This is a genomic window from Brachybacterium sp. AOP3-A1-3 (genome assembly GCF_052378285.1).
GTDB lineage: Bacteria > Actinomycetota > Actinomycetes > Actinomycetales > Dermabacteraceae > Brachybacterium.
The window spans coordinates 39,743-57,337 of the sequence record NZ_JBQSXM010000004.1; the positions used below are offsets into that span (position 1 = coordinate 39,743).

The following is a 17,595-nucleotide window of genomic DNA, read 5'->3' on the forward strand; positions in this document are numbered from 1 at the left end:
CCTCGAGAACGTCCGTCGCACCAGGTGCGCAGGATCGGACAATCATCCCGCCCCGATCCTGCCTAGCGTAGGGACCACATCCCGGCCCCGGCAGAGACCTGCTCCGGGCCCACCACTCCAGGAGGAGACATGACCCGCACCACCGGCACCAGCACCTGGGCAGATCTCAGCGTCACCGATCTCGCCGCCGCGAAGACCTTCTACTCCGGCCTGTTCGGCTGGGAGTTCGAGGATCTCGGCGAGAGCTTCAACCACTATCACCTGATCCGCAACGGCGGCGCCCTCGTGGGCGGGATCATGGACGTCACCGGGATGACCACTCCCGATGGCCGGACCCTGCCCTCCGAATGGGGCATCTACCTCGCCGTCGACGACGCGAGGTCCCGTACCGCGAAGGTCACCGAGAACGGCGGCACCGTGGTGGTCCCCCCGGACGCCATCAGCGAAGCCGGTGCCATGTCCATCGTGCTCGATGGGACCGGCGCGACCATCGGACTGTGGCAGGCCGGGGCGATCGAGGGCTACGAGTTCACCGGCGCGCCCGGCTCCCCGGTCTGGTTCGAGCTGATGACGCACGAGTACGACAAGGCCGTCGCGTTCTACACCGCCGTGTTCGAGGCGAACCTGGTGCCGATGGGCGAGCCGATGGACGACGACTCCTTCCGGTACGCGACCAACGGTCCCGGTGACTCCGCCAGCTGGGGTCTGTGCGACGCGACCGGCGCGATGCCGGCGGAGGCGACCGGCTGGCGCCTCTACTTCGGGGTCGAGGCCTCCGAGGCGGCGCTGGCGAAGGTCGTCGAGCTGGGCGGGAAGGTCCTGGATGGCCCGACCGACTCGCCCTTCGGCCGGATCGCGACGATCGAGGACCCGTGCGGGGCGACCTTCCAGATCAGTGCGATGAGCGAAGCGATCCCCGAGGGCTGAGCCCGCCGGAAAACAACTGGAGGGCGGGGGCGGGCGTGCGTAGTGCCGCGCGTATGGACCACTCCCCCGCCCTCGACCTGCTCGGATCCCTCGGAGCCGACGCCACCCACGAGGACGCCGAGTCCCGCTTCCGCGAGGCGGGCTGGGGCCCCTGCGGCGCCGGCGACTGGGCCATCGCCCTTGCGTCGCCGACGGCGGATCTCGTGGTGCGGATCAGTCCTTTCGATCCGGTGGGGCCATACACGGCCCGGCTGTACCGCGAGGCCTCTTCCACCGGCCAGGTGCCCGCCCTGCATGCCCACCGCCGTCTCGCCGGCGGCGGCGACCTGCAGCTGCTGGAACGACTTGCCCCCGTGGACGAGTCCGAGGCCCACGAGCTCCTGGCTCGATGCGCAGTCCCGACGACGGAGTTCTCGGCGCTCGCGGCGATCGTCGGCGAGATCCATGCGGACGCACGCCGGGAGCTGCCCTGGTGCGGCCCGCTGGACACCAACCCGTCCAACGTGATGCGCACCCTCGCCGGGCAGCTCGTGCTCACCGATCCGTACTACGCCGACGGGCCGAACCTGTATGCCACCGCGGAGCGGGACCAGGCGCTCCTGGTGGCGCGGATCCCGGAGGCGGAGCGCCGGTACCTGACACACATCCCGCTCGCCTGCTCCGGCCCCTGGGAGGACGACGACCGGTCGGCGCTGCGGGAGGCCCTGCGCCGCGCCGACGAGGTGGCCGTTGCCGCTCGCCCTCCGGTCTCGGAGTGACGTGCCCCGCCTCCGCCTTCACTCGTCCTCGGTGCGCACCCGCGCCACGAGCTGCGTCGGGTTCACGAAGCGCAGCGCGATGATAAGCGTGACCAGCATCAGCGCCGTGCAGGACTGCGGGGCCAGCCTGGGCCGGGGGAGCGGCAAGGACGAGGCAGATCAGTCCGCGCGGGACGCCGCCATCCCGTTCCGCGCGCGCATGCGCTCGTCCCACTGGGTGATGATCCGCAGGTACAGCCCGCCGATCATGAGACCCCCCAGGAGGTCGCTGGCCCAGTGCCAGCCCAGCAGGAACGAGACGACCACAGAGTTCACGCTGATCACCACGACGCCCCAGCGCAGCAGCCGCAGCAGTCGCGGACTCGCCGAGCTGTAGTGCGTGATCAGGTAGACGACCGTGCCGTAGATGAGCACGGCCTCGGAGGCATGCCCCGACGGGAAGCTGATCCCCTTGGCCCCCATGTCCAGGTAGCCGCCGTCGAAGAAGTTCGGATCGCGCGAGTAGGTCACGGGTCGGGCGAAGATCAGTTTCAGCACACCGACGCCGAGGAGGAAGGCCAGTTCGGCGAGCACAGCGACCTGGATCGGGCGCCAGGATCCTCGCCGACGGGCGAGCACCACGGCGACCACGATCAGGATGGGCAGGCAGACGGCCTGGCCGGCGACTCGGTCCAGGACGTTCTGGGCGAACCACAGGAGGTCCGGCTCGATGTGGTAGAGCCAGCGCCGGGCCAGCAGCAGGTCCATGTGCTGCATGGGACCTGCGGCGATGAGGATCATGAGCACGGAGCCGACGATCAGTGCCGGGATCGAGGTGATCGTGTCCAGCCATCCCCGATTCCGGGGGAGCATCCGTCCCCGATCAGGTGCATTCTCGATCGGGGTATCGGGGCTGTTCGGCGCATCAGGGACCATCGACGAACGAGCTTAGACTGCGCCGAGCGCCAGTTCAGGACTGAGAGCCGAAGCTCACCACCCGAAACGCACACCGGAAGCTCCCCATCGGGCGCTCCCTCAGATGCACCGCCTCTCAGCGGGTCAGCGCAGGAGACGGCTGAGAAGCCGGTGCGCAGAACGTCGGCCGACGCGCTTGCCCACCGCCTCCGGACCCTGTCGGGCCGCGTTCACATCGCCCTGCACCCTGCGAGCACGGAAGAGCCAGCGGAACATCAGAACCTCCTCGATGTGGTGAGCATCGTGACCCCTGCGGGTGATGCTCGGTTCCCAGCGGTGCTGGGGCTCCCGACCGTACCAACAGCCTTCCGTGCAGTCCCGGAAGCCGACCGACCGTTCACCTCGGGGCCCACCGCGGGCGTCGTCGGTCGCCGGTCGCCCGTCAGTCGTCACAGCCAGCCCTCGTCGCGGGCGGTGCGCAGCGCCTCGGCCCGATTGCGCGTGCCCGTCTTCCCGATGGCGCTGGAGAGGTAGTTGCGCACCGTGCTCGCGGAGAGGTGGAGAGCGTCGGCCATCTCCGCGATCGGCGCACCGCCGTCGGAGGCGGCGAGCACCTCCTGCTCCCGCCGCGTCAGCGGGCTCGGACCGGCGGCGAGCGCCTGGGCGGCCAACCCCGGGTCGACGACGGTGCTGCCTCCCACCACCCGCCGGATCGCGGTGGCCAGGTCCTCGACCGGGTCGTCCTTGACGAGGAACCCTCGGGCGCCCGCATCCATGGCGCGGCGCAGATATCCGGCCCGCCCGAAGGTGGTGACGATGATGACCGCGGTGCTCGGATGCGCCCGCAGCACCTCCGGGATGACGTCGAGGCCGCTGCGGCCCGGCAGCTCGATGTCCAGGATCAGCACGTCCGGGTGGAGCGCAGCGACGGCGCCGACCACCTCGTCGCCGCGGCCCACCTCCCCGATCACCACAAGATCGGTCTCGAGCCCGAGCAGCCCTGCGAGCGCCGAGCGCATCATGGTCTGGTCCTCGGCGATCACCACGGTGGTCCGCAGGTCGGCGCCCGCCCGCTCGATCCCGTGCTCGGTCCCGCGGCCCGCGTTCTGGTCGCTCATGCTCTCCCCTCCCCGTGCGTCGGCACGCTCACGCCGAGCCGGAAGCCGTCGACCTCCCGATCCGCGACGAGCACACCGCCCAGCGTCTCGGCCCGTTCCCGCAGGCCGGTCAGCCCGGAGCCCGGCCGGATCGGGGCGGTGACCGCGCCGCCGTCGTCGGTGATCTCGAGGGTGGCCTCTCCCCCTCCGGATTCCACGAGTATCCGGCAGTGCCGCGCTCGGGCGTGGCGCAGGATGTTGGTGATCCCCTCACGCACCACCCAGGCGAACAGGCGGTCCACCGGCCTCGGCAGCTCGCTGGCCCCGGTGGGGACCTCGATGTCGATCTGCATCCCGGCGTCGTCCAGAGCCTTCTGAGCGGCCTCGAGCTCATCGGTGAGCGTGGTCTCCCGATAGCCGACCACCGCCTGGCGCACCTCGCCGAGGGCGCTGCGGCCGATCTCCTCGATGCTGCGGGCATGCTCGGCGGCCGCATCGGGATCCGTCGGGACGAATCGACGCACTGCTTCAGCCTTCACGACGATCAGGGACAGCGTGTGCCCGAGCAGGTCGTGGAGGTCGCGGGAGAATCGCTCGCGCTCCTCGAGCACCGCTGCGCGGGCGAGCTGGTCGCGGGTGTCGCTCAGCTGCCTCGTGGTCTCCAGGAGGCGGTCGATGAGGTAAGCGCTGAGGCCGGCCATATAGGTCACGACGGCGAAGACGAGCGCATCGGCGAGGGCCCCGGTGGTGATGCCGGCGGCGATGGCGCCGCTGACGGCGATGCCGCCGACGAACCCCATCACGAGCCGGTGCCGCAGCCCCACCGCCATACCGAGGGCCAGCAGCGGATACAGGAACACCTGGTGCTCGTTCCAGAGGAACTGATAGCAGACCACCGCCAGGGTGGAGGCGACGACCAGCGCCTCCGAGCCGAGGATCCCGCGCAGGTCGGGGACCTCGCGCGGGGCGGAGCGGTATCGCACCAGCACGGTCGCGAGGTGCAGGGCCGCAAGGAGCAGCAGCATCAGCAGCTGGCCCACACGACCGAGCTGGAGGGCGGCCACGACCGGGGCCAGCAGCAGCAGCGGCAGCCAGAGGAGGGCGTACCAGGCGCCGGGACGGCGCACGATCCAGGGCAGGGACCGCTCCTCGCAGTCGAGGGATGGGGAAACGGGGCTGACGACGGTGTTCATGAAGCCTCCCCGGTCACAGTACGCCCGGCCACAGCGCTCCCGGCCATGAGGCGCGGCGCCGTGCTTCGTCGCAGTCCGAGGATCAGCACGATCCCGACCACGAGGTGCATCAGCACGAGGACCACGAGAACTGCTCCGACGGCGCCGGACACGGCGGGGCCGGTCAGGGAGAGGACCAGCACCGCCACCGCCCCGCCGGTCCAGATCGTCCGGCCATGCGGGAGGTGGATCGCGAGGGCCAGCAGCAACCAGGCCGCCGCCCCGCCGACCAGGACTGCACCGATGATCGCGGCCGGGCCCACGCTCTGCCCGGTAGCGGCCAGCTCGAGGTCGAGGCCGCCCAGGGGGACCGCGACGGCCCAGATCAGCAGCGCGCCGATGACGGCGGTGACGAGGGTGGCGACAGCGCCGCGAGGGCGGATCCGCCGTACGGTGGCCCGCGGCGAGGGTGACGGCGCAGGCGGCGAAGACGGGGGCGGCGCGGTGAAGCCGCCCGTCGGCGGGGTCTGAGGATTCACAGGGATGTTCGACATGACGTGCTCCGTGAGTGCGAAGGATCCATCGACCGTCGATGGCTGTCTTCGACGCTACGAAGACCGCGCGGTCCACGGCAGAGCCAGCGGTACCGACCTGAGCAGGACATTCGTCCTGCGCACCGAGGCGCCGGCTCGCACCTGGGCCCAGGTCCGAGCCCGGGCCGGCGCAGTATCCGACCGGACCTGGAGGTGACTGACGGGACCAGGAGGTGGCCCATGGGACCAGGGGGTGACCGACGGGCTCAGGACCGAGCCGGAACGGTCATCCCTCACGGCCGCGGTCGCAGCCCGGACAGGACCAGGTCCAGGAGGCCGTCGGCGAAGGCGTCGTCGAGCTCTGCGGTGCGCAGCAGCCAGCGATGGAAGATCGGACCGAACAGCAGCTCCGTCGCCAACGACGGATCCACGGTCCCGTCGATCTGACCGGTGTCGATCGCACTCCGGATCCGCACCGCGGTCGCCGCCAGCTGCGGCCCCAGCAGGCGCCGCACAAGCTCCTCGGCGAGCGCGGGGTCGGTTTGTATCTCGGCCGTGACGGCCCGCTGGAGACGGTCGGTCGCCGGGTCTGCCAGCTCGGCGACAGCGCCCCTCAGCACGACCCTCAGATCGGCCTCGAGATCTCCGGTGTCCGGGAGCGCGACCATCCCGTCGGGTGTCGTGTTGACGTCCAGGATCGCGTCGAACAGCACCTCGGCCTTCGAACGCCACCAGCGGTAGATGGTCTGCTTCCCGACCCCGGCGGCGCTCGCGATCCCTTCGATGCTCAGCCGGGAGTAGCCGACCTCGGCGACGAGATCACGCGTGGCCGCGAGGATCGCCCGGCGAGCACGGTCGCTGCGCCGGGCAACGTCGGGAGACGCTCCCGCGCGCCGGGCGGCAGCGTCCCGTGGACCGTCCGCACGCTGCACGGATCCGTTCGAGGCGGGCTCTTGGGGCTCGGGATTCATTCCTCTACCGTACAACGAGACGAGACGCACCGTCTTGACAGGAGAGCACTCCCCTCCGATACTGACGAGACGATCCGTCTCGTCACGAGGAGTGCACGATGAAGTCTTCCCCTCCCCCGCCCCGAAACTGGCTCATCACCGGCGCCGGGCGCGGACTCGGTCGCGCTTTCGCCCGCGCCGCTCTGACCCATGGTGATCGCGTGGTCGGCACGGTGCGCACCGGCGGGGCGATGGCCGATCTCCTGGCCGAGTTCCCCGGATCGGTTCACGAGATCACGCTCGACGTCCGCGATGCCGCCGCGGTCACGCCGGCCGTCGAGGCGGCCGCTCAGGCCTTCGGCGGGCTCGACATCGTCGTCAACAACGCGGGGACCGGCTTCGTCGGCGCCCTCGAAGAGGTCGAGGAGCAGGCGGCCCGCGAGCATCTCGATCTGAACCTCTTCGGCGCGTTGTGGGTGAGCCGGGCCGCGATCCCTCACCTCCGTGCCCGGGGTGGGGGCGACATCGTCCAGATCTCGACCGTCGGGGCGATCGGGGCGATGCCCCTGTTCGGGCTGTACAACGCGGGGAAGTGGGCGCTCGAGGGATTCACCGAGGCGCTTTCCGGTGAGGTCGCCCAGTTCGGGATCCGTACGACGATCGCCCAGCTCGGCGGGTTCGCGACGGACTGGGCAGGGTCGAGTATGCCGTTCGCCGCTCCACGGGCCGAGTACGACGACCTGCGAACCGGACTGTTCGGCACGGCAGAGGTGCCGTGGCCAGCAGCGGACCCCGACGCCACCCCGACCGATGCCGATCCGGCTGCCGCGGCCGACGCTTTGCTCGCGCACCTGTCAGACCCTGACCATCCCCTCCGAGTGCTCATCGGCGACGACGCGCCGGGCCACGCCTCACTCGCCTATGCGGCGCGGAAGGAGTCCTACGGGGCCGACGGGCGCCTGGACTGGCCCAACTGAGCGGCCCGGGCGGACTGGCCGACCCGACGCGCGGAGGTGACTCGGCCGCCCTCGCCAGGAAGTAGCTGGCCCTGCCGACGATCATCGGGAACAACGAGTCTTCACCTCCAGCTGCTGCACTCCGCGGGCGAGCGCATCCGCCTCGATCGCAAGGAGCATAGCGGTGCCGACTCCGGCGCCGTGCACGGCCCTGTCCGCAACGATCAGGTGCATCTCCGCGACGCGCGGGAAATGCCGATCGATCAGCGTCACGCCCATCACGGAGCCGTCGTCGTCGCGGACGGTCCAGGTCTCCTTGGTGCGCGGGCGTCGACGTACTCCGCATTCGATTCCGGCCGTCCGAACCATTCCGGCACGGTGGCGAGCAGGCGAGCCACGTCCTCGGGAACCTGATCATGAGGTGCGCGATCCAGGTCGGGTCGTTCACAGGGACCTCCGTGAGGGGTGAGATGAAGGCGGAGTCGTCAATCGACCTCCAGCACGTACTCCCCGGAAGTATCGGTGAACAGCGCCGTCTGCCCGGGGACGGCGTTCCGCACGAAGCGCTCGATCCAGGGGTAGCGACCGACGAACGAGTCCGTGGACCAGATCTCGTGGTTGGCCGGTTCGTTCATGTAGGCATCGGACTCGAGCCCGGTGACCGAGCGCAGGTCCCCGCCGGTGAAGGTCACCCAGCGCGGCGGATGCTCCGCATGCAGCCTCGAGAGGAAGACAGGCGTGCTGCCGGGCACTCCCCCGCCGGTGACTGCACTGCTCCTCATGACGTCCAGCAGCACGTCGGCCGATCCGGCCTCCGTGCACAGCGCCTCCCAGCCGCTCTCCGCGACGAACGCCGCCTCGGCATCGGTGAGCAGTCGCAGCGTCCGCACGTGTCCGACCAGGTCGCCCTCCTCGGACCGCACCTCGTCGAAGGCCGGACCCCATCGCGACGGGGTCACCAGGATCGCCGAGATCTCGGTGCCGCGGAGGATGGGTTCGCTGTTGCGCCACGGCGTACCGACCGGCGGCACCCGACGGTTCATCGCCATGTCGTCGCAGACGATCGCCAGGGCGACCCTCGCCGCGCCCTGCTGACCGTCGACCACCTCGACGGCGAGCTCCACGCTCTCCCCCGAGTCCGTGGGCAGGCGCGACGCCCCGGAGGTGATCATCGTGATCGGTGCGCCCTCGGGCCGCTTCTCGACCATCTGGATCGTGCCGCCGATCGGATCGGGGTGCATGATCGGGGCGACACCGAAGGCATCGAAGACGTGCTCGGGGAATGAGGGGCTCTCCGTCATGCACACAGCATCGCACTCGTCGATCACTCCACCGAGCGTCTTCCCCTCGGACCGACTCGCCGAACCGAGATCCGCCCACCAGGCCGCTGCCGATCGGCTCACTCCCCTGCTCGTTCAGCGTGGGCGGAGCCATCGGTCCCGGAGGTGCCGTCCATGCCGGAGGGCCATCGTTCATCTCCTCGCCACGGGGCCGTCACGGCGGCGGAGTTCACTGGGCCGATGGACAGCTTCAGCTCACCGAACCGTCGGACACTGCTCCGAGGCGCCGCCGCGGCGGCGCTCTCCACGGCCCTCCCCGTGGCCGGTGCCGCCACCGCCGCGCCCGCCCGTCCCGGGTCGTCGCGGCTGACGCTCCCCTCCGGCCTCCAGACCGGGGACGTCACCTCGAGCTCCGCGGTGCTGTGGTCCCGGGCCTCGGGCGAGGGGCGGCTCCATGCCGTGCTCCACGCCCTGGACGCCGACGGCAAGCGCCTCACCGCCGACCGCAGCCGACGCGGGAAGGGCACCGGCGCGGACGGCCGACCGATCTCGCTGCGCGGCCCGTGGGCCACCGCGGAGACCGACTTCACCGCGCGGATCAGCGCGAAGCAGCTTCCGGCCGGCACGACCTTCGAGACCGAGCTGTTCTTCGAGGACGAGAACGGGCACCGCGGCGAGGTCGGCTCCGGCCGCTTCAGCACCGCGCCGGGTCACCGCTCCGACGGCGCACAGACCTTCGTGTGGACGGCCGACACCGCGGGCCAGGGCTACGGCATCAACCCTGACGTCGGAGGCATGTTCGGCTACGAGGCGATGCGCGCCGTCGCCCCGGACTTCTTCCTCCACGCCGGCGACACCATCTATGCCGACGGTCCGATCGCGGAGACGCTCGAGGAGCCCGACGGCGCGATCTGGCGCAACCTCGTCACCGAGGAGGTCTCGAAGGTCGCGGAGACCCTCACGGAGTTCCGGGGCCGCCACAGCTACAACCTCCTGGACGACAACATCCGCGCGATGTACGCCGAGGTCCCGGTCATCGCCACCTGGGACGACCACGAGACCACCAACAACTGGTGGGCCGGCGAGGTCCTCGAGGACGAGAAGTACACGGTGCGCGACGTGAACACCCTCGCCGCCCGGGGTCGACGCGCCTGGCAGGAGTACCAGCCCATCGCCGACGTGCGTGCCCTGTCCCCGGGATCCGGCTTCGAGCCGGAGCGCATCTACCGACTCATCGAGCGCGGCCCCGACCTGGACGTGTTCGTCCTCGACATGCGCACGGACAAGAGCGAGAACACCGACGGCCTGGAGCAGCACGAGACCTCGATGCTCGGCGAGGAGCAGCTGCAGTGGCTGCTGAAGGGTCTGCGCAGGTCCCAGGCGACCTGGAAGGTGATCCTCGCTGATCTGCCGCTGGGCATCGTGGTCCCCGACGGAGAGGGGCAGGAGTCGATCTCCAACGCGGAGAACGGCGCGCCCCTGGGCCGCGAGCTCGAGCTGGCCCGCCTGCTCTCGGGGATCAAGACGCAGAAGACGAAGAACATCGTGTTCCTCACCGGGGACGTCCACTACTGCGCCGCCCACCACTACTCCCCCGAGCGCGCCGCCTTCACGGACTTCAAGCCGTTCTGGGAGTTCGTGGCCGGACCGATCAACTCCGGGTCCTTCGGCCCCAACGAGATGGACGGGACCTTCGGACCCGAGGTCGACTTCCAGAAGGCGGGGCCCGCGATGGGCTCCCCGCGCGACGGCACCGGTCAGTTCTTCGGCCGGGTCGAGATCGCCCCACAGGGCGAGTCGTTCACCGTCGAGCTGATCGACGCCAACGGCGACCTGCAGTACACCCGCACCCTCACGCCGGAGAGCTGACACCAGCTGCAGCCCGGACTCGCCGTACCTCAGATCAAGACATCACGCTGACCACGGGTTCACGATCTCCATATCGGTCTCCACGAAGTCCTTCTCGTGCCGTGTCGCACAGATCGCGCCGCTCGCACGGCAGATCGCGGCGATCTGCGCATCAGCTGTACTGATCGGCAGCCCCGAGCGCTCGCGTGCGACCAGGACCTCGGCATATTCGTCGGCGGCATCGTCGTCGAACGTGAGAAGCGACCGAGTGCTCCGGTACGGTGCGACCGTCGCCCGAAGGGCGGCTTCCAGGTCGCCCCTCCGCCGCCCTTCCGGCAGCCGTCGAACGCCGGCAAGCAGCGCAGCAGTGATCGAACGCTTCTGCCACGGCCTCGTGCCACAGCAGACGGGCGCTGCGCCCTGCCGTCGTACGATCGGACTCCCGAGCAGAGAGCGGAAGCAGCCATGCCCACCATCGCAGCCGGCCGGCGGCACTCCCTCGCGTGCCGCACCGACGGCACGGTCCTGGCCACGGGCAGCAACCTCGCGGGCGAGTGCGATGTGGCGGACTGGACAGAGGTAGTCGCCGTCGCCGCAGGGAACGTGCACACAGCGCGCAACACGGGCCGCTCGCACACCGTCGGACTCCGAGCTGACGGAACCGTCGTCGCGACGGGCTGGAACGGCTCCGGTCAGACAGACGTCGCCGACTGGCGAGACATCACCGCTCTCGCGGCGGGGTGGAGAGCGACGCTCGGGCGCCTGGAGGACGGCACCGTGGTGGCTGCCGGACGAACCTCGTAGGGCCAAGGGAACGTCAGCACCTGGCGCGACATCGTCTCGGTCGCCTGCGGGGACTGGCACGCGGTCGCCGTGCGCAGCGATGGGACCGCGGTCGCCACCGGCAGCAACCAGCGCGGCCAATGCCTCGTCGGCTCGTGGCAGCGCCTGGTCGGCATCTCCGCCGGGTACCTGCACACCGTCGGCCTCCGGGGCGACGGCACGGTGATCGCCACCGGAGAGACCGCACACGGTGCGTGCGCCATCGAACGCCTGAGGGGAGTCTCCGCCATCGCAGCCGGCAGCCACCACACCCTGGCGCTTCGCGACGACGGGACGGTGCGCGCCGTCGGGGACAACAGCTTCGGGCAGTGCGACGTCGAGTCGTGGAGTCATGTCAGGGCCATCGCAGCCGGCTCCGCGCACTCTCTCGGCCTGCTCGCCGACGGTTCGGTCGTGGCGACGGGAGACGACGCCGAGGGGCAGTGCGCTGTGGGTGCCTGGCAGCTCGGCGAGCGATAAGCCCTGCGACCCCGCCGCCAGAACGCCGGCTGACCGTCAGTGCGAAGATCCCGCGGCGCCGGCGGCGAACCAGCTGTCGATCGCTCGCACCACCTCGACGTGGATCTCGGCCGTGCGCACCGGGTCCTCGACCCGCAGGCCATGGTCTGCATCAGGGAGCTCGACCACCTCGGCGGAGAGCGAAGCGGCGATCTCGCTGTCCCACGCCCCGGCATCGTCGGTGCCGGCGATGAGCAGCTGCCGTCCCGGATGAGCATCGATCGCCCGGGCCACGGACGGCATCGTCACGAGCGGGGTCAGCCAGACGGCATCGATCCGATGCTCGGCCGCGTAGGGCGCAGCGAGGGTTCCCAGCGACTTCCCGATCACCCGGATCGGCCCCTCGTGGTCGCCGATAGCCGCAGCCAGCTCGAGCCCGATCTGCTCCGGCCCCCAGTGCTCCGCCGGGATCCAGGCGACCGCGCGGACATCCCACCCATGACTGATCGCGACCAGAGCCGCGAAGTGGAGCAGGGGCATCTGGCACGTGTATGCCGCACCCGGGAGCAGGTTCACCAGGCCGCGTGGTGGGGCCGGTGTCTGCCAGTCCGCGTACTCGGTCATAGCTCCTCCTCGATTGTCGGTGCACGGTGGATGCGGGCGCGGGCCGAACACCGATGCGGGCCCCGTGGGAGCAGGACCGCTCAGCGCTCCACCGGTCTGTCCGTCCTCCATGATCCTGCACGGCTGGACCAGACGCGACGGCATTCCCCGGCCCGTGTTCCAGTCGGCGTTGACCCCATCGCTGACCTCTCCGCTTCGCTCCGGCGACCTCTTTCCGGTTTGCCGTCATCGCCTGCGGGGGTCAGCCCCACTGCGGTCATCGCGCACGACACGTAGCGTCGGGGCATGAACACGTTCTTCGATTCCCTCCGCCGCATCCGCTTCCGCCGTGGTCCCCGACGTCTCGTCGGCGGGATCGCCGGTGGCCTCGCCGACCGTTTCGGCCTCGACGTGTGGCTGGTCCGCGTGCTGGTCCTCGCCTCGTTCCTGCTCCCGGTCCTCGGCGTGGGTGCGTACGTCGTGGTGTGGCTGCTCACGCCCTGGCAGGACGACAGCATCCCGCTGGAGCGCGTGGTCGGCAGTCGTACTCGGCGCTACTGAGCTGCGGTCGGCGGGCGGCTCACGGCCCTGGGCGTCTCAGCTCGGGTGCTCAGCTCGGCGCCCGATCAGCTCGGCGACCGATCAGCTCGGGCGCACGATCCGCGGGCCGACGGTGCGAGCGCCCAGCGCGGCCACCCGGGATCGCAGCTCCCTGTCCGCGGTGACGACGACGATGCTCCCGCCCTGTGCGGCGAGCCGTTCGACGACGTCGACGATCGTGTCGTCGCCGATCCCGGGAGCGTCCACGACCTGCACAGTCTCGGTGGACTCGACACCGCGGGCCTTCCCCTCGACCACCAGCACCAGGTCCGGGGACACGTCGAGCTCCAGACAGCCACGGAGTGCTTCGGGCTCGAGCGAGTCGCGCACGCGCCGCGTCGCCCCGGCGCGATCGCGCCACCAGCCGTCAGGCACGCTGCCGACGCAGTTGGCGGCGTCCACCACCACGGTCGCGGCCACCTGATCCGTCGTGCGTGCGTGATCCGTCATGGCGCCGTCCCCGCCCGGGTGGCGGGCAGCTCGCTCCAGGCGAGCCGGACCTCGCCGGAGGCCCGCCGCAGTGCGGCGACGAGATCGTCCGCCGCATACTGCACGGAGCCGAGCCCGTCCTCGCCCGCCGACGCCAGAACGATCTGCCACGCCTCGCCGTCGTCCGGAGCCGTGACCTCGGCCGTGTACCCGCCGCGGTAGTAGAGACGCGTGCCGCCCGGGACGTCGGAGTCCGGTTCGTGCTCCAGGGACTCCACGAAGTCCTGCACCGCGGTCGCCGCGCCGGGCCCGCTGATGGACGCCCTCACCCCGGCCTTCGTCCACACGTGGTACGGCCAGTCCATATGCCAGGCGTCCGTCGGCCGGAACGAGGAGATCTCGGATCGCTCGTGCATGGTGGGCCTCCTCGGGGTCCGTGGGGATGTGCGGGTGTGCGGGTGTGCGGGTGTGCGGGTGTGCGGGTGTGGTCATCGAGACTATGCCCCGCTCCGCACGCTCCCGGCGCATCTGGTCCGAGCCCTCGCCGTGGGCAGGATTCCGTCCTAGAGTGCAGGAGTGACCCTCCACCTTGACGCAGTGGTCTTCGACGTGGCCGACGCGAACGCAGCGGCGGCCTTCTGGGCCGGGCTTCTCGACCGCACGGTCCTCGCCGAGCCCGACGGGGCACTGGTGCCGGGGATCGCGACGCAGGTGGGGCTCCGCTTCGTCACCTCGGACACCGCGCAGGTCGGCCCGCGACAGCTTCATCTGCACCTGACCAGCAGCACCCTCGAGCACCAGCAGCAGACCGTGCAGCGAGCGCTGGATCTCGGCGGGAGGCATCTGGACGTGGGCCAGTCCCCCGACGACCGATTCATCGTGCTGGCAGACCCCGGCGACGACGAGCTGTGCGTGATCGAGCCGGGCAACACCTACCTCGCGGGCACGGGATATCTCGGCGAGGTCACCTGCGACGGGACACGGGATGTCGGAGTGTTCTGGCACGAGGCCCTGGGCTGGCCGCTGGTGCTGGACGAGGACGGGCAGACCGCGATCCAGTCACCGCACAGCGGCACCAAGATCTCCTGGGACTCCTGGGACTCCTGGGACTCCTGGGACTCCTGGGACTCCTGGGACTCCTAGAAGGATCCGTCGGCGCCTCCCGAGCACGTGAGGAATCGACAGCGTGTCGACCTGGTCGCCGATGATCCCGCTCGCGAGGCGGAGCGGTTGGTCGCGCTGGGTGCGACCCGTCTCGCCGACCAGTCGGGCCATCTCGAGCTGGCCGATCCCGACGGCCATGAGTTCGGCCTGCGCACGGCGTGAGGCTCGAGCCCCGCTGATCCGACCCGACCTCCAGGAGGCTCTCCGGATGCCCGTCCCCGATACGTCCCCGTTCCAGCTCCGACGGGCGACCGCGCAGGTGTTCGTCACCGACTTCCCGCGCGCGCTGGCCTTCTACCGCGACCTTCTCCGGTTCGAGATCGTCTTCACCCATGGCGACCCCGCGTTCTACGGCGAGGTGCGCCGCGACGATGCCCGGTTGAACCTGCGCCATGTCGACGAGTCACCGTTCGTGGCAGAGGTCCGAGAGCAGGAACAGCTGCTGACGGCCTACATCACGACCGCCGATGCCGAGGCCCTCTTCCGCGAGTTCCGGGCTGCAGGCGCGGACTTCCAGGAGGCGCTGCAGGTGAAGCCCTGGGGAGCCACGGAGTTCGTGGTCCGTGACCCGGACGGCAATCTGCTCCTCTTCGGATCGCCGTCGACCTCGCCGTCCTGAGCGGATCGTCCGGGGCCGAGGGACCGCTCGGCGGATCTGTAGGCTCACCCTGTGGAAAACGTCCTCAACATCTCCGCCTACCTGTTCACCCGGATCACGGATCGTGAGCAGCTGCGTCCCGTGCTGCGCGAACGAGCAAAAGCGGCGGGGCTGAAGGGCACCATCCTCCTCGCGGAGGAGGGCATCAACGTCTTCCTCGCGGGCGAGGCCGGCGCCGTGCGCGGGTACGTCGAGGAGCTGCGCGCCGACCCCCGTTTCGCCGCGCTGACCACGACGGAGACCTGGTCGCCCGAGCAGCCGTTCCGCAAGATGCTCGTCAAGCTCAAGCGGGAGATCATCCGGATGGATCACCCGACGATCCGCCCTGCCGAGGAGCGGGCGCCGGCGGTCGCGCCCGTCACGCTCAAGCGCTGGCTCGACCAGGGCCACGACGACGACGGCCGGGAGGTCGTCCTGCTCGACACGCGCAATGCGTTCGAGGTCGACTACGGCACCTTCGAGGGCGCGATCGACTGGCGCATCGCACGGTTCACGCACTTCCCGGAGGCGGCCTCCACGCATCGCGAGGCGCTCGGGGGCAAGACCGTCGTGAGCTTCTGCACCGGGGGGATCCGCTGCGAGAAGGCCGCGATCTACCTGCGCGAGGAGGGCATCGACGCGCTGCAGCTCGACGGTGGCATCCTCGGCTACTTCCAGCACGTGGGTCACGACCACTACGACGGGGAGTGCTTCGTCTTCGACGAGCGCGAGGCGCTCGCGCCCGACCTCACGCCACGGGGTGGCGTCGCCTCGTCAGCGGATCACCGGACGCCCGCGATCTCTCGATGAGGTGAGCCGCAGGGTCCACGCGAGGGTCGAGTGGCGCCATCGGCCCTCATGGGAAGGATGATGCGGACGCGCCGCAGGATCCTGCGGCCGAGCTCAGCGGCGCGACGCGGCGAAGGTCGAGTGGCCGGGGCCGGAGCCCGGGGCCACGACGCGGTCGATCGCGTCGAGCTCCTCCGCCGTCGGCTCCCACGCCACGGCGCGCGCGTTGGAGGCGACCTGCTCGGGACGCGTGGCGCCGGCGATGACGGTGTCCACGGCAGGCTGGGCCCGCAGGCCGCCGAGGGCGATCTCGAGCATGCTGCGCCCGGACTCCTCGGAGAGCTCCCGGAACCCCTCGACCACGTCCCAGCGGGCGGAGTCCAAGCGGGCCGTCTCGGTGGCGAGGCGGGTACCCTCGGGGGCGCCGCCGCTCTGCGAGTACTTGCCGGTGAGCAGTCCGTAGGCGAGCGGGAAGTACGGCAGCAGGCTCATGCCGAAGTGCTCGAGGGCCGGGACCAGCTCGGCCTCGGCGCTGCGGTTGTACAGCGAGTACTCGTTCTGCGCGGTGATGAACGCGGGCGCCTCGACGGCGGAGGCGAGGTGCGCGGCGTCGGCGACCTCCCAGGCGGCGAGGTTCGAGCAGCCGATGTAGCGGACCTTGCCGGAGCTGACCAGGTCACCGAGGGCGTCGAGCGTCTCCTCCATCGGCGTGATGCGATCGGGGGTATGGAGCTGGAAGAGGTCGATGTGGTCGGTGCCCAGGCGGCGCAGGGACCCCTCGACCGCGCGGAGGATGTAGCTGCGGCTGGCCCGGTTCGCGCGCGCCCCCGGATAGGTCTCTCCCATGTCCATGCCGAACTTGGTCGCGATCACGACCTCCTCGCGGCGGGAGCCGAGCGCGGTGCCGAGCATCGTCTCGGACTCGCCGAGGCCATAGGCGTCGGCGGTGTCGAAGAAGGTCACACCCTCATCGAGCGCGGCCTGGACGACAGCGGTGGCCGCCTCCTGATCGATCCGGCGCCCGAAGGCGTTGCACCCGATGCCGAGTGCTGAGACGACGAGACCGCTGGAGCCGAGGGAGTCATAGCGCATCGACCCAGGCTATCGCCACGCCTCAGCGGTGTGTGCCGACGGACGTCGGTCCATCTGTCGTGAGCTGTGCGGGTGCCGACGTGCCGGCCCGATACACCCTCTGACCACCACGGCGTCACCCGACGGCGATCAGCACTGCGGCTCCCTGTCCGCCTGCGGCGAATGGCACCGCGCCGCGTTCGTCCCCATGGTTGCCTGGACCGCATGAAGATCCTGCTCCTGGGCGGTACGGCGTTCCTCGGACAGCGCATCGCCGTGGCCGCTGACCTGCTCACCGCCTCGGCGGAGGCTGCACGCAGTCACGTGCCGACCAAACCGGTGCCCGCCGCTCGGCTCGCGGAACTCGGCATCGGCGCCTGGATGGGCCCCGCTTCGCTGCCGCTGTGGATCGACGATCCCGAGTGGCGCGGCTTCGCCACGCTCGACACGGCGCGGGCCCGCGCGCACGGCCTGGAGACCCGCCCGCTCCTGGAGACGCTGCGCGATGCTCTCGCCTACGAGGAGCAGCGCAGCAGCGCACGGCAGGCCGGCCTCGACGATGCCGAGGAATCGCGAGCGCGAGCCGCGCTCGCTGGTGACGGCTGA

At 70.6% G+C, this 17,595-nt stretch carries 24 protein-coding genes; 12 read left to right on the forward strand and 12 right to left on the reverse strand.

The features are described from left to right. The first annotated feature begins 129 nt into the window (after positions 1-129). Positions 130-927, forward strand: coding sequence for a VOC family protein (locus ACT3T5_RS07330; protein ID WP_444594044.1), 798 nt, complete (start codon positions 130-132; stop codon positions 925-927). 53 nt (positions 928-980) lie between these two features. Beyond that, a complete protein-coding gene (locus tag ACT3T5_RS07335) occupies positions 981-1,685 on the forward strand; it encodes a hypothetical protein (protein WP_444578167.1) in 705 nt (234 codons plus the stop codon). 18 nt (positions 1,686-1,703) lie between these two features. On the opposite strand, the gene ACT3T5_RS07340 is transcribed toward ACT3T5_RS07335, so the two are convergent. From ACT3T5_RS07340 to ACT3T5_RS07365, 6 genes are all read right to left on the reverse strand, one after another. Beyond that, positions 1,704-1,832: a hypothetical protein gene (locus tag ACT3T5_RS07340; protein WP_444578166.1), complete on the reverse strand. Its 129-nt coding sequence runs from the start codon at positions 1,830-1,832 to the stop codon at positions 1,704-1,706. Between the two features lie 12 nt (positions 1,833-1,844). Then, entirely contained in the window at positions 1,845-2,537 is a 693-nt protein-coding gene (locus tag ACT3T5_RS07345; protein ID WP_444578165.1) for a phosphatase PAP2 family protein, read from the reverse strand. A 491-nt stretch (positions 2,538-3,028) separates the two neighbouring features. Next, positions 3,029-3,601 (reverse strand): response regulator transcription factor, encoded by a 573-nt coding sequence (locus ACT3T5_RS07350; protein WP_444594225.1) that lies wholly within the window; start codon positions 3,599-3,601, stop codon positions 3,029-3,031. Between the two features lie 92 nt (positions 3,602-3,693). Beyond that, the gene (locus tag ACT3T5_RS07355) at positions 3,694-4,869 is read right to left on the reverse strand and encodes a sensor histidine kinase (protein WP_444594045.1); all 1,176 of its coding nucleotides are present in this window, start codon (positions 4,867-4,869) and stop codon (positions 3,694-3,696) included. Then, the gene (locus ACT3T5_RS07360; protein WP_444594046.1) at positions 4,866-5,402 is read right to left on the reverse strand and encodes a DUF6069 family protein; all 537 of its coding nucleotides are present in this window, start codon (positions 5,400-5,402) and stop codon (positions 4,866-4,868) included. Before ACT3T5_RS07360 ends, ACT3T5_RS07355 begins: the two co-directional genes overlap by 4 nt. A gap of 272 nt (positions 5,403-5,674) precedes the next feature. Continuing rightward, positions 5,675-6,352 carry a TetR/AcrR family transcriptional regulator gene (locus ACT3T5_RS07365; protein WP_444594047.1) on the reverse strand — a complete coding sequence of 226 codons (678 nt, stop codon included), beginning with the start codon at positions 6,350-6,352 and terminating at the stop codon, positions 5,675-5,677. Between the two features lie 98 nt (positions 6,353-6,450). Between ACT3T5_RS07365 and ACT3T5_RS07370 the strand changes: the two genes are divergently transcribed. Continuing rightward, a complete protein-coding gene (locus ACT3T5_RS07370; RefSeq protein WP_444594048.1) occupies positions 6,451-7,308 on the forward strand; it encodes an SDR family NAD(P)-dependent oxidoreductase in 858 nt (285 codons plus the stop codon). Positions 7,309-7,389: 81 nt separating this feature from the next. Here ACT3T5_RS07370 and ACT3T5_RS07375 read toward each other — a convergent pair whose 3' ends face one another. Both ACT3T5_RS07375 and ACT3T5_RS07380 read right to left on the reverse strand, forming a co-directional pair. Then, positions 7,390-7,560, reverse strand: coding sequence for a GNAT family N-acetyltransferase (locus ACT3T5_RS07375; RefSeq protein ID WP_444594049.1), 171 nt, complete (start codon positions 7,558-7,560; stop codon positions 7,390-7,392). A 212-nt stretch (positions 7,561-7,772) separates the two neighbouring features. Then, on the reverse strand, positions 7,773-8,588 hold the full coding sequence (locus tag ACT3T5_RS07380) for a suppressor of fused domain protein (protein ID WP_444594050.1): 816 nt from the start codon (positions 8,586-8,588) through the stop codon (positions 7,773-7,775). Between the two features lie 219 nt (positions 8,589-8,807). Between ACT3T5_RS07380 and ACT3T5_RS07385 the strand changes: the two genes are divergently transcribed. The 3 genes from ACT3T5_RS07385 to ACT3T5_RS07395 all read left to right on the forward strand — a co-directional run bounded on the left by ACT3T5_RS07385 (position 8,808) and on the right by ACT3T5_RS07395 (position 11,717). After that, a complete protein-coding gene (locus ACT3T5_RS07385; RefSeq protein ID WP_444594051.1) occupies positions 8,808-10,436 on the forward strand; it encodes an alkaline phosphatase D family protein in 1,629 nt (542 codons plus the stop codon). A gap of 444 nt (positions 10,437-10,880) precedes the next feature. Next, entirely contained in the window at positions 10,881-11,219 is a 339-nt protein-coding gene (locus ACT3T5_RS07390) for a hypothetical protein (RefSeq protein ID WP_444594052.1), read from the forward strand. Positions 11,220-11,249: 30 nt separating this feature from the next. After that, the gene (locus ACT3T5_RS07395; RefSeq protein ID WP_444594226.1) at positions 11,250-11,717 is read left to right on the forward strand and encodes an RCC1 domain-containing protein; all 468 of its coding nucleotides are present in this window, start codon (positions 11,250-11,252) and stop codon (positions 11,715-11,717) included. 36 nt (positions 11,718-11,753) lie between these two features. Here ACT3T5_RS07395 and ACT3T5_RS07400 read toward each other — a convergent pair whose 3' ends face one another. Then, positions 11,754-12,320, reverse strand: a complete 567-nt coding sequence (locus tag ACT3T5_RS07400; protein ID WP_444594053.1) for a hypothetical protein — start codon at positions 12,318-12,320, stop codon at positions 11,754-11,756. 285 nt (positions 12,321-12,605) lie between these two features. On the opposite strand from ACT3T5_RS07400, the gene ACT3T5_RS07405 reads away from it, so the two are divergent. Then, positions 12,606-12,860: a PspC domain-containing protein gene (locus ACT3T5_RS07405; protein ID WP_444594054.1), complete on the forward strand. Its 255-nt coding sequence runs from the start codon at positions 12,606-12,608 to the stop codon at positions 12,858-12,860. Positions 12,861-12,941: 81 nt separating this feature from the next. Here ACT3T5_RS07405 and ACT3T5_RS07410 read toward each other — a convergent pair whose 3' ends face one another. After that, positions 12,942-13,349 carry a hypothetical protein gene (locus tag ACT3T5_RS07410; protein ID WP_444578157.1) on the reverse strand — a complete coding sequence of 136 codons (408 nt, stop codon included), beginning with the start codon at positions 13,347-13,349 and terminating at the stop codon, positions 12,942-12,944. Beyond that, positions 13,346-13,744: a hypothetical protein gene (locus ACT3T5_RS07415; protein ID WP_444578156.1), complete on the reverse strand. Its 399-nt coding sequence runs from the start codon at positions 13,742-13,744 to the stop codon at positions 13,346-13,348. Before ACT3T5_RS07415 ends, ACT3T5_RS07410 begins: the two co-directional genes overlap by 4 nt. A gap of 160 nt (positions 13,745-13,904) precedes the next feature. Here ACT3T5_RS07415 and ACT3T5_RS07420 point away from each other — a divergent pair, with 160 nt between their 5' ends. From ACT3T5_RS07420 to ACT3T5_RS07435, 4 genes are read left to right on the forward strand one after another with little or no spacing between them, the layout of a single operon-like run. Further along, complete coding sequence (locus ACT3T5_RS07420; RefSeq protein WP_444594055.1) at positions 13,905-14,471, forward strand: VOC family protein; 567 nt, start codon at positions 13,905-13,907, stop codon at positions 14,469-14,471. Between the two features lie 27 nt (positions 14,472-14,498). Continuing rightward, positions 14,499-14,654 (forward strand): VOC family protein, encoded by a 156-nt coding sequence (locus tag ACT3T5_RS07425; protein ID WP_444578154.1) that lies wholly within the window; start codon positions 14,499-14,501, stop codon positions 14,652-14,654. A gap of 46 nt (positions 14,655-14,700) precedes the next feature. Then, on the forward strand, positions 14,701-15,111 hold the full coding sequence (locus ACT3T5_RS07430; RefSeq protein WP_444578153.1) for a VOC family protein: 411 nt from the start codon (positions 14,701-14,703) through the stop codon (positions 15,109-15,111). A gap of 51 nt (positions 15,112-15,162) precedes the next feature. Continuing rightward, positions 15,163-15,939 carry a sulfurtransferase gene (locus ACT3T5_RS07435; RefSeq protein WP_444578152.1) on the forward strand — a complete coding sequence of 259 codons (777 nt, stop codon included), beginning with the start codon at positions 15,163-15,165 and terminating at the stop codon, positions 15,937-15,939. A gap of 93 nt (positions 15,940-16,032) precedes the next feature. Here the strand turns inward: ACT3T5_RS07435 and ACT3T5_RS07440 are convergent, their stop codons facing one another. After that, positions 16,033-17,010: an aldo/keto reductase gene (locus tag ACT3T5_RS07440; RefSeq protein WP_444578151.1), complete on the reverse strand. Its 978-nt coding sequence runs from the start codon at positions 17,008-17,010 to the stop codon at positions 16,033-16,035. A gap of 204 nt (positions 17,011-17,214) precedes the next feature. On the opposite strand from ACT3T5_RS07440, the gene ACT3T5_RS07445 reads away from it, so the two are divergent. Next, positions 17,215-17,595, forward strand: coding sequence for a hypothetical protein (locus tag ACT3T5_RS07445; RefSeq protein ID WP_443350945.1), 381 nt, complete (start codon positions 17,215-17,217; stop codon positions 17,593-17,595).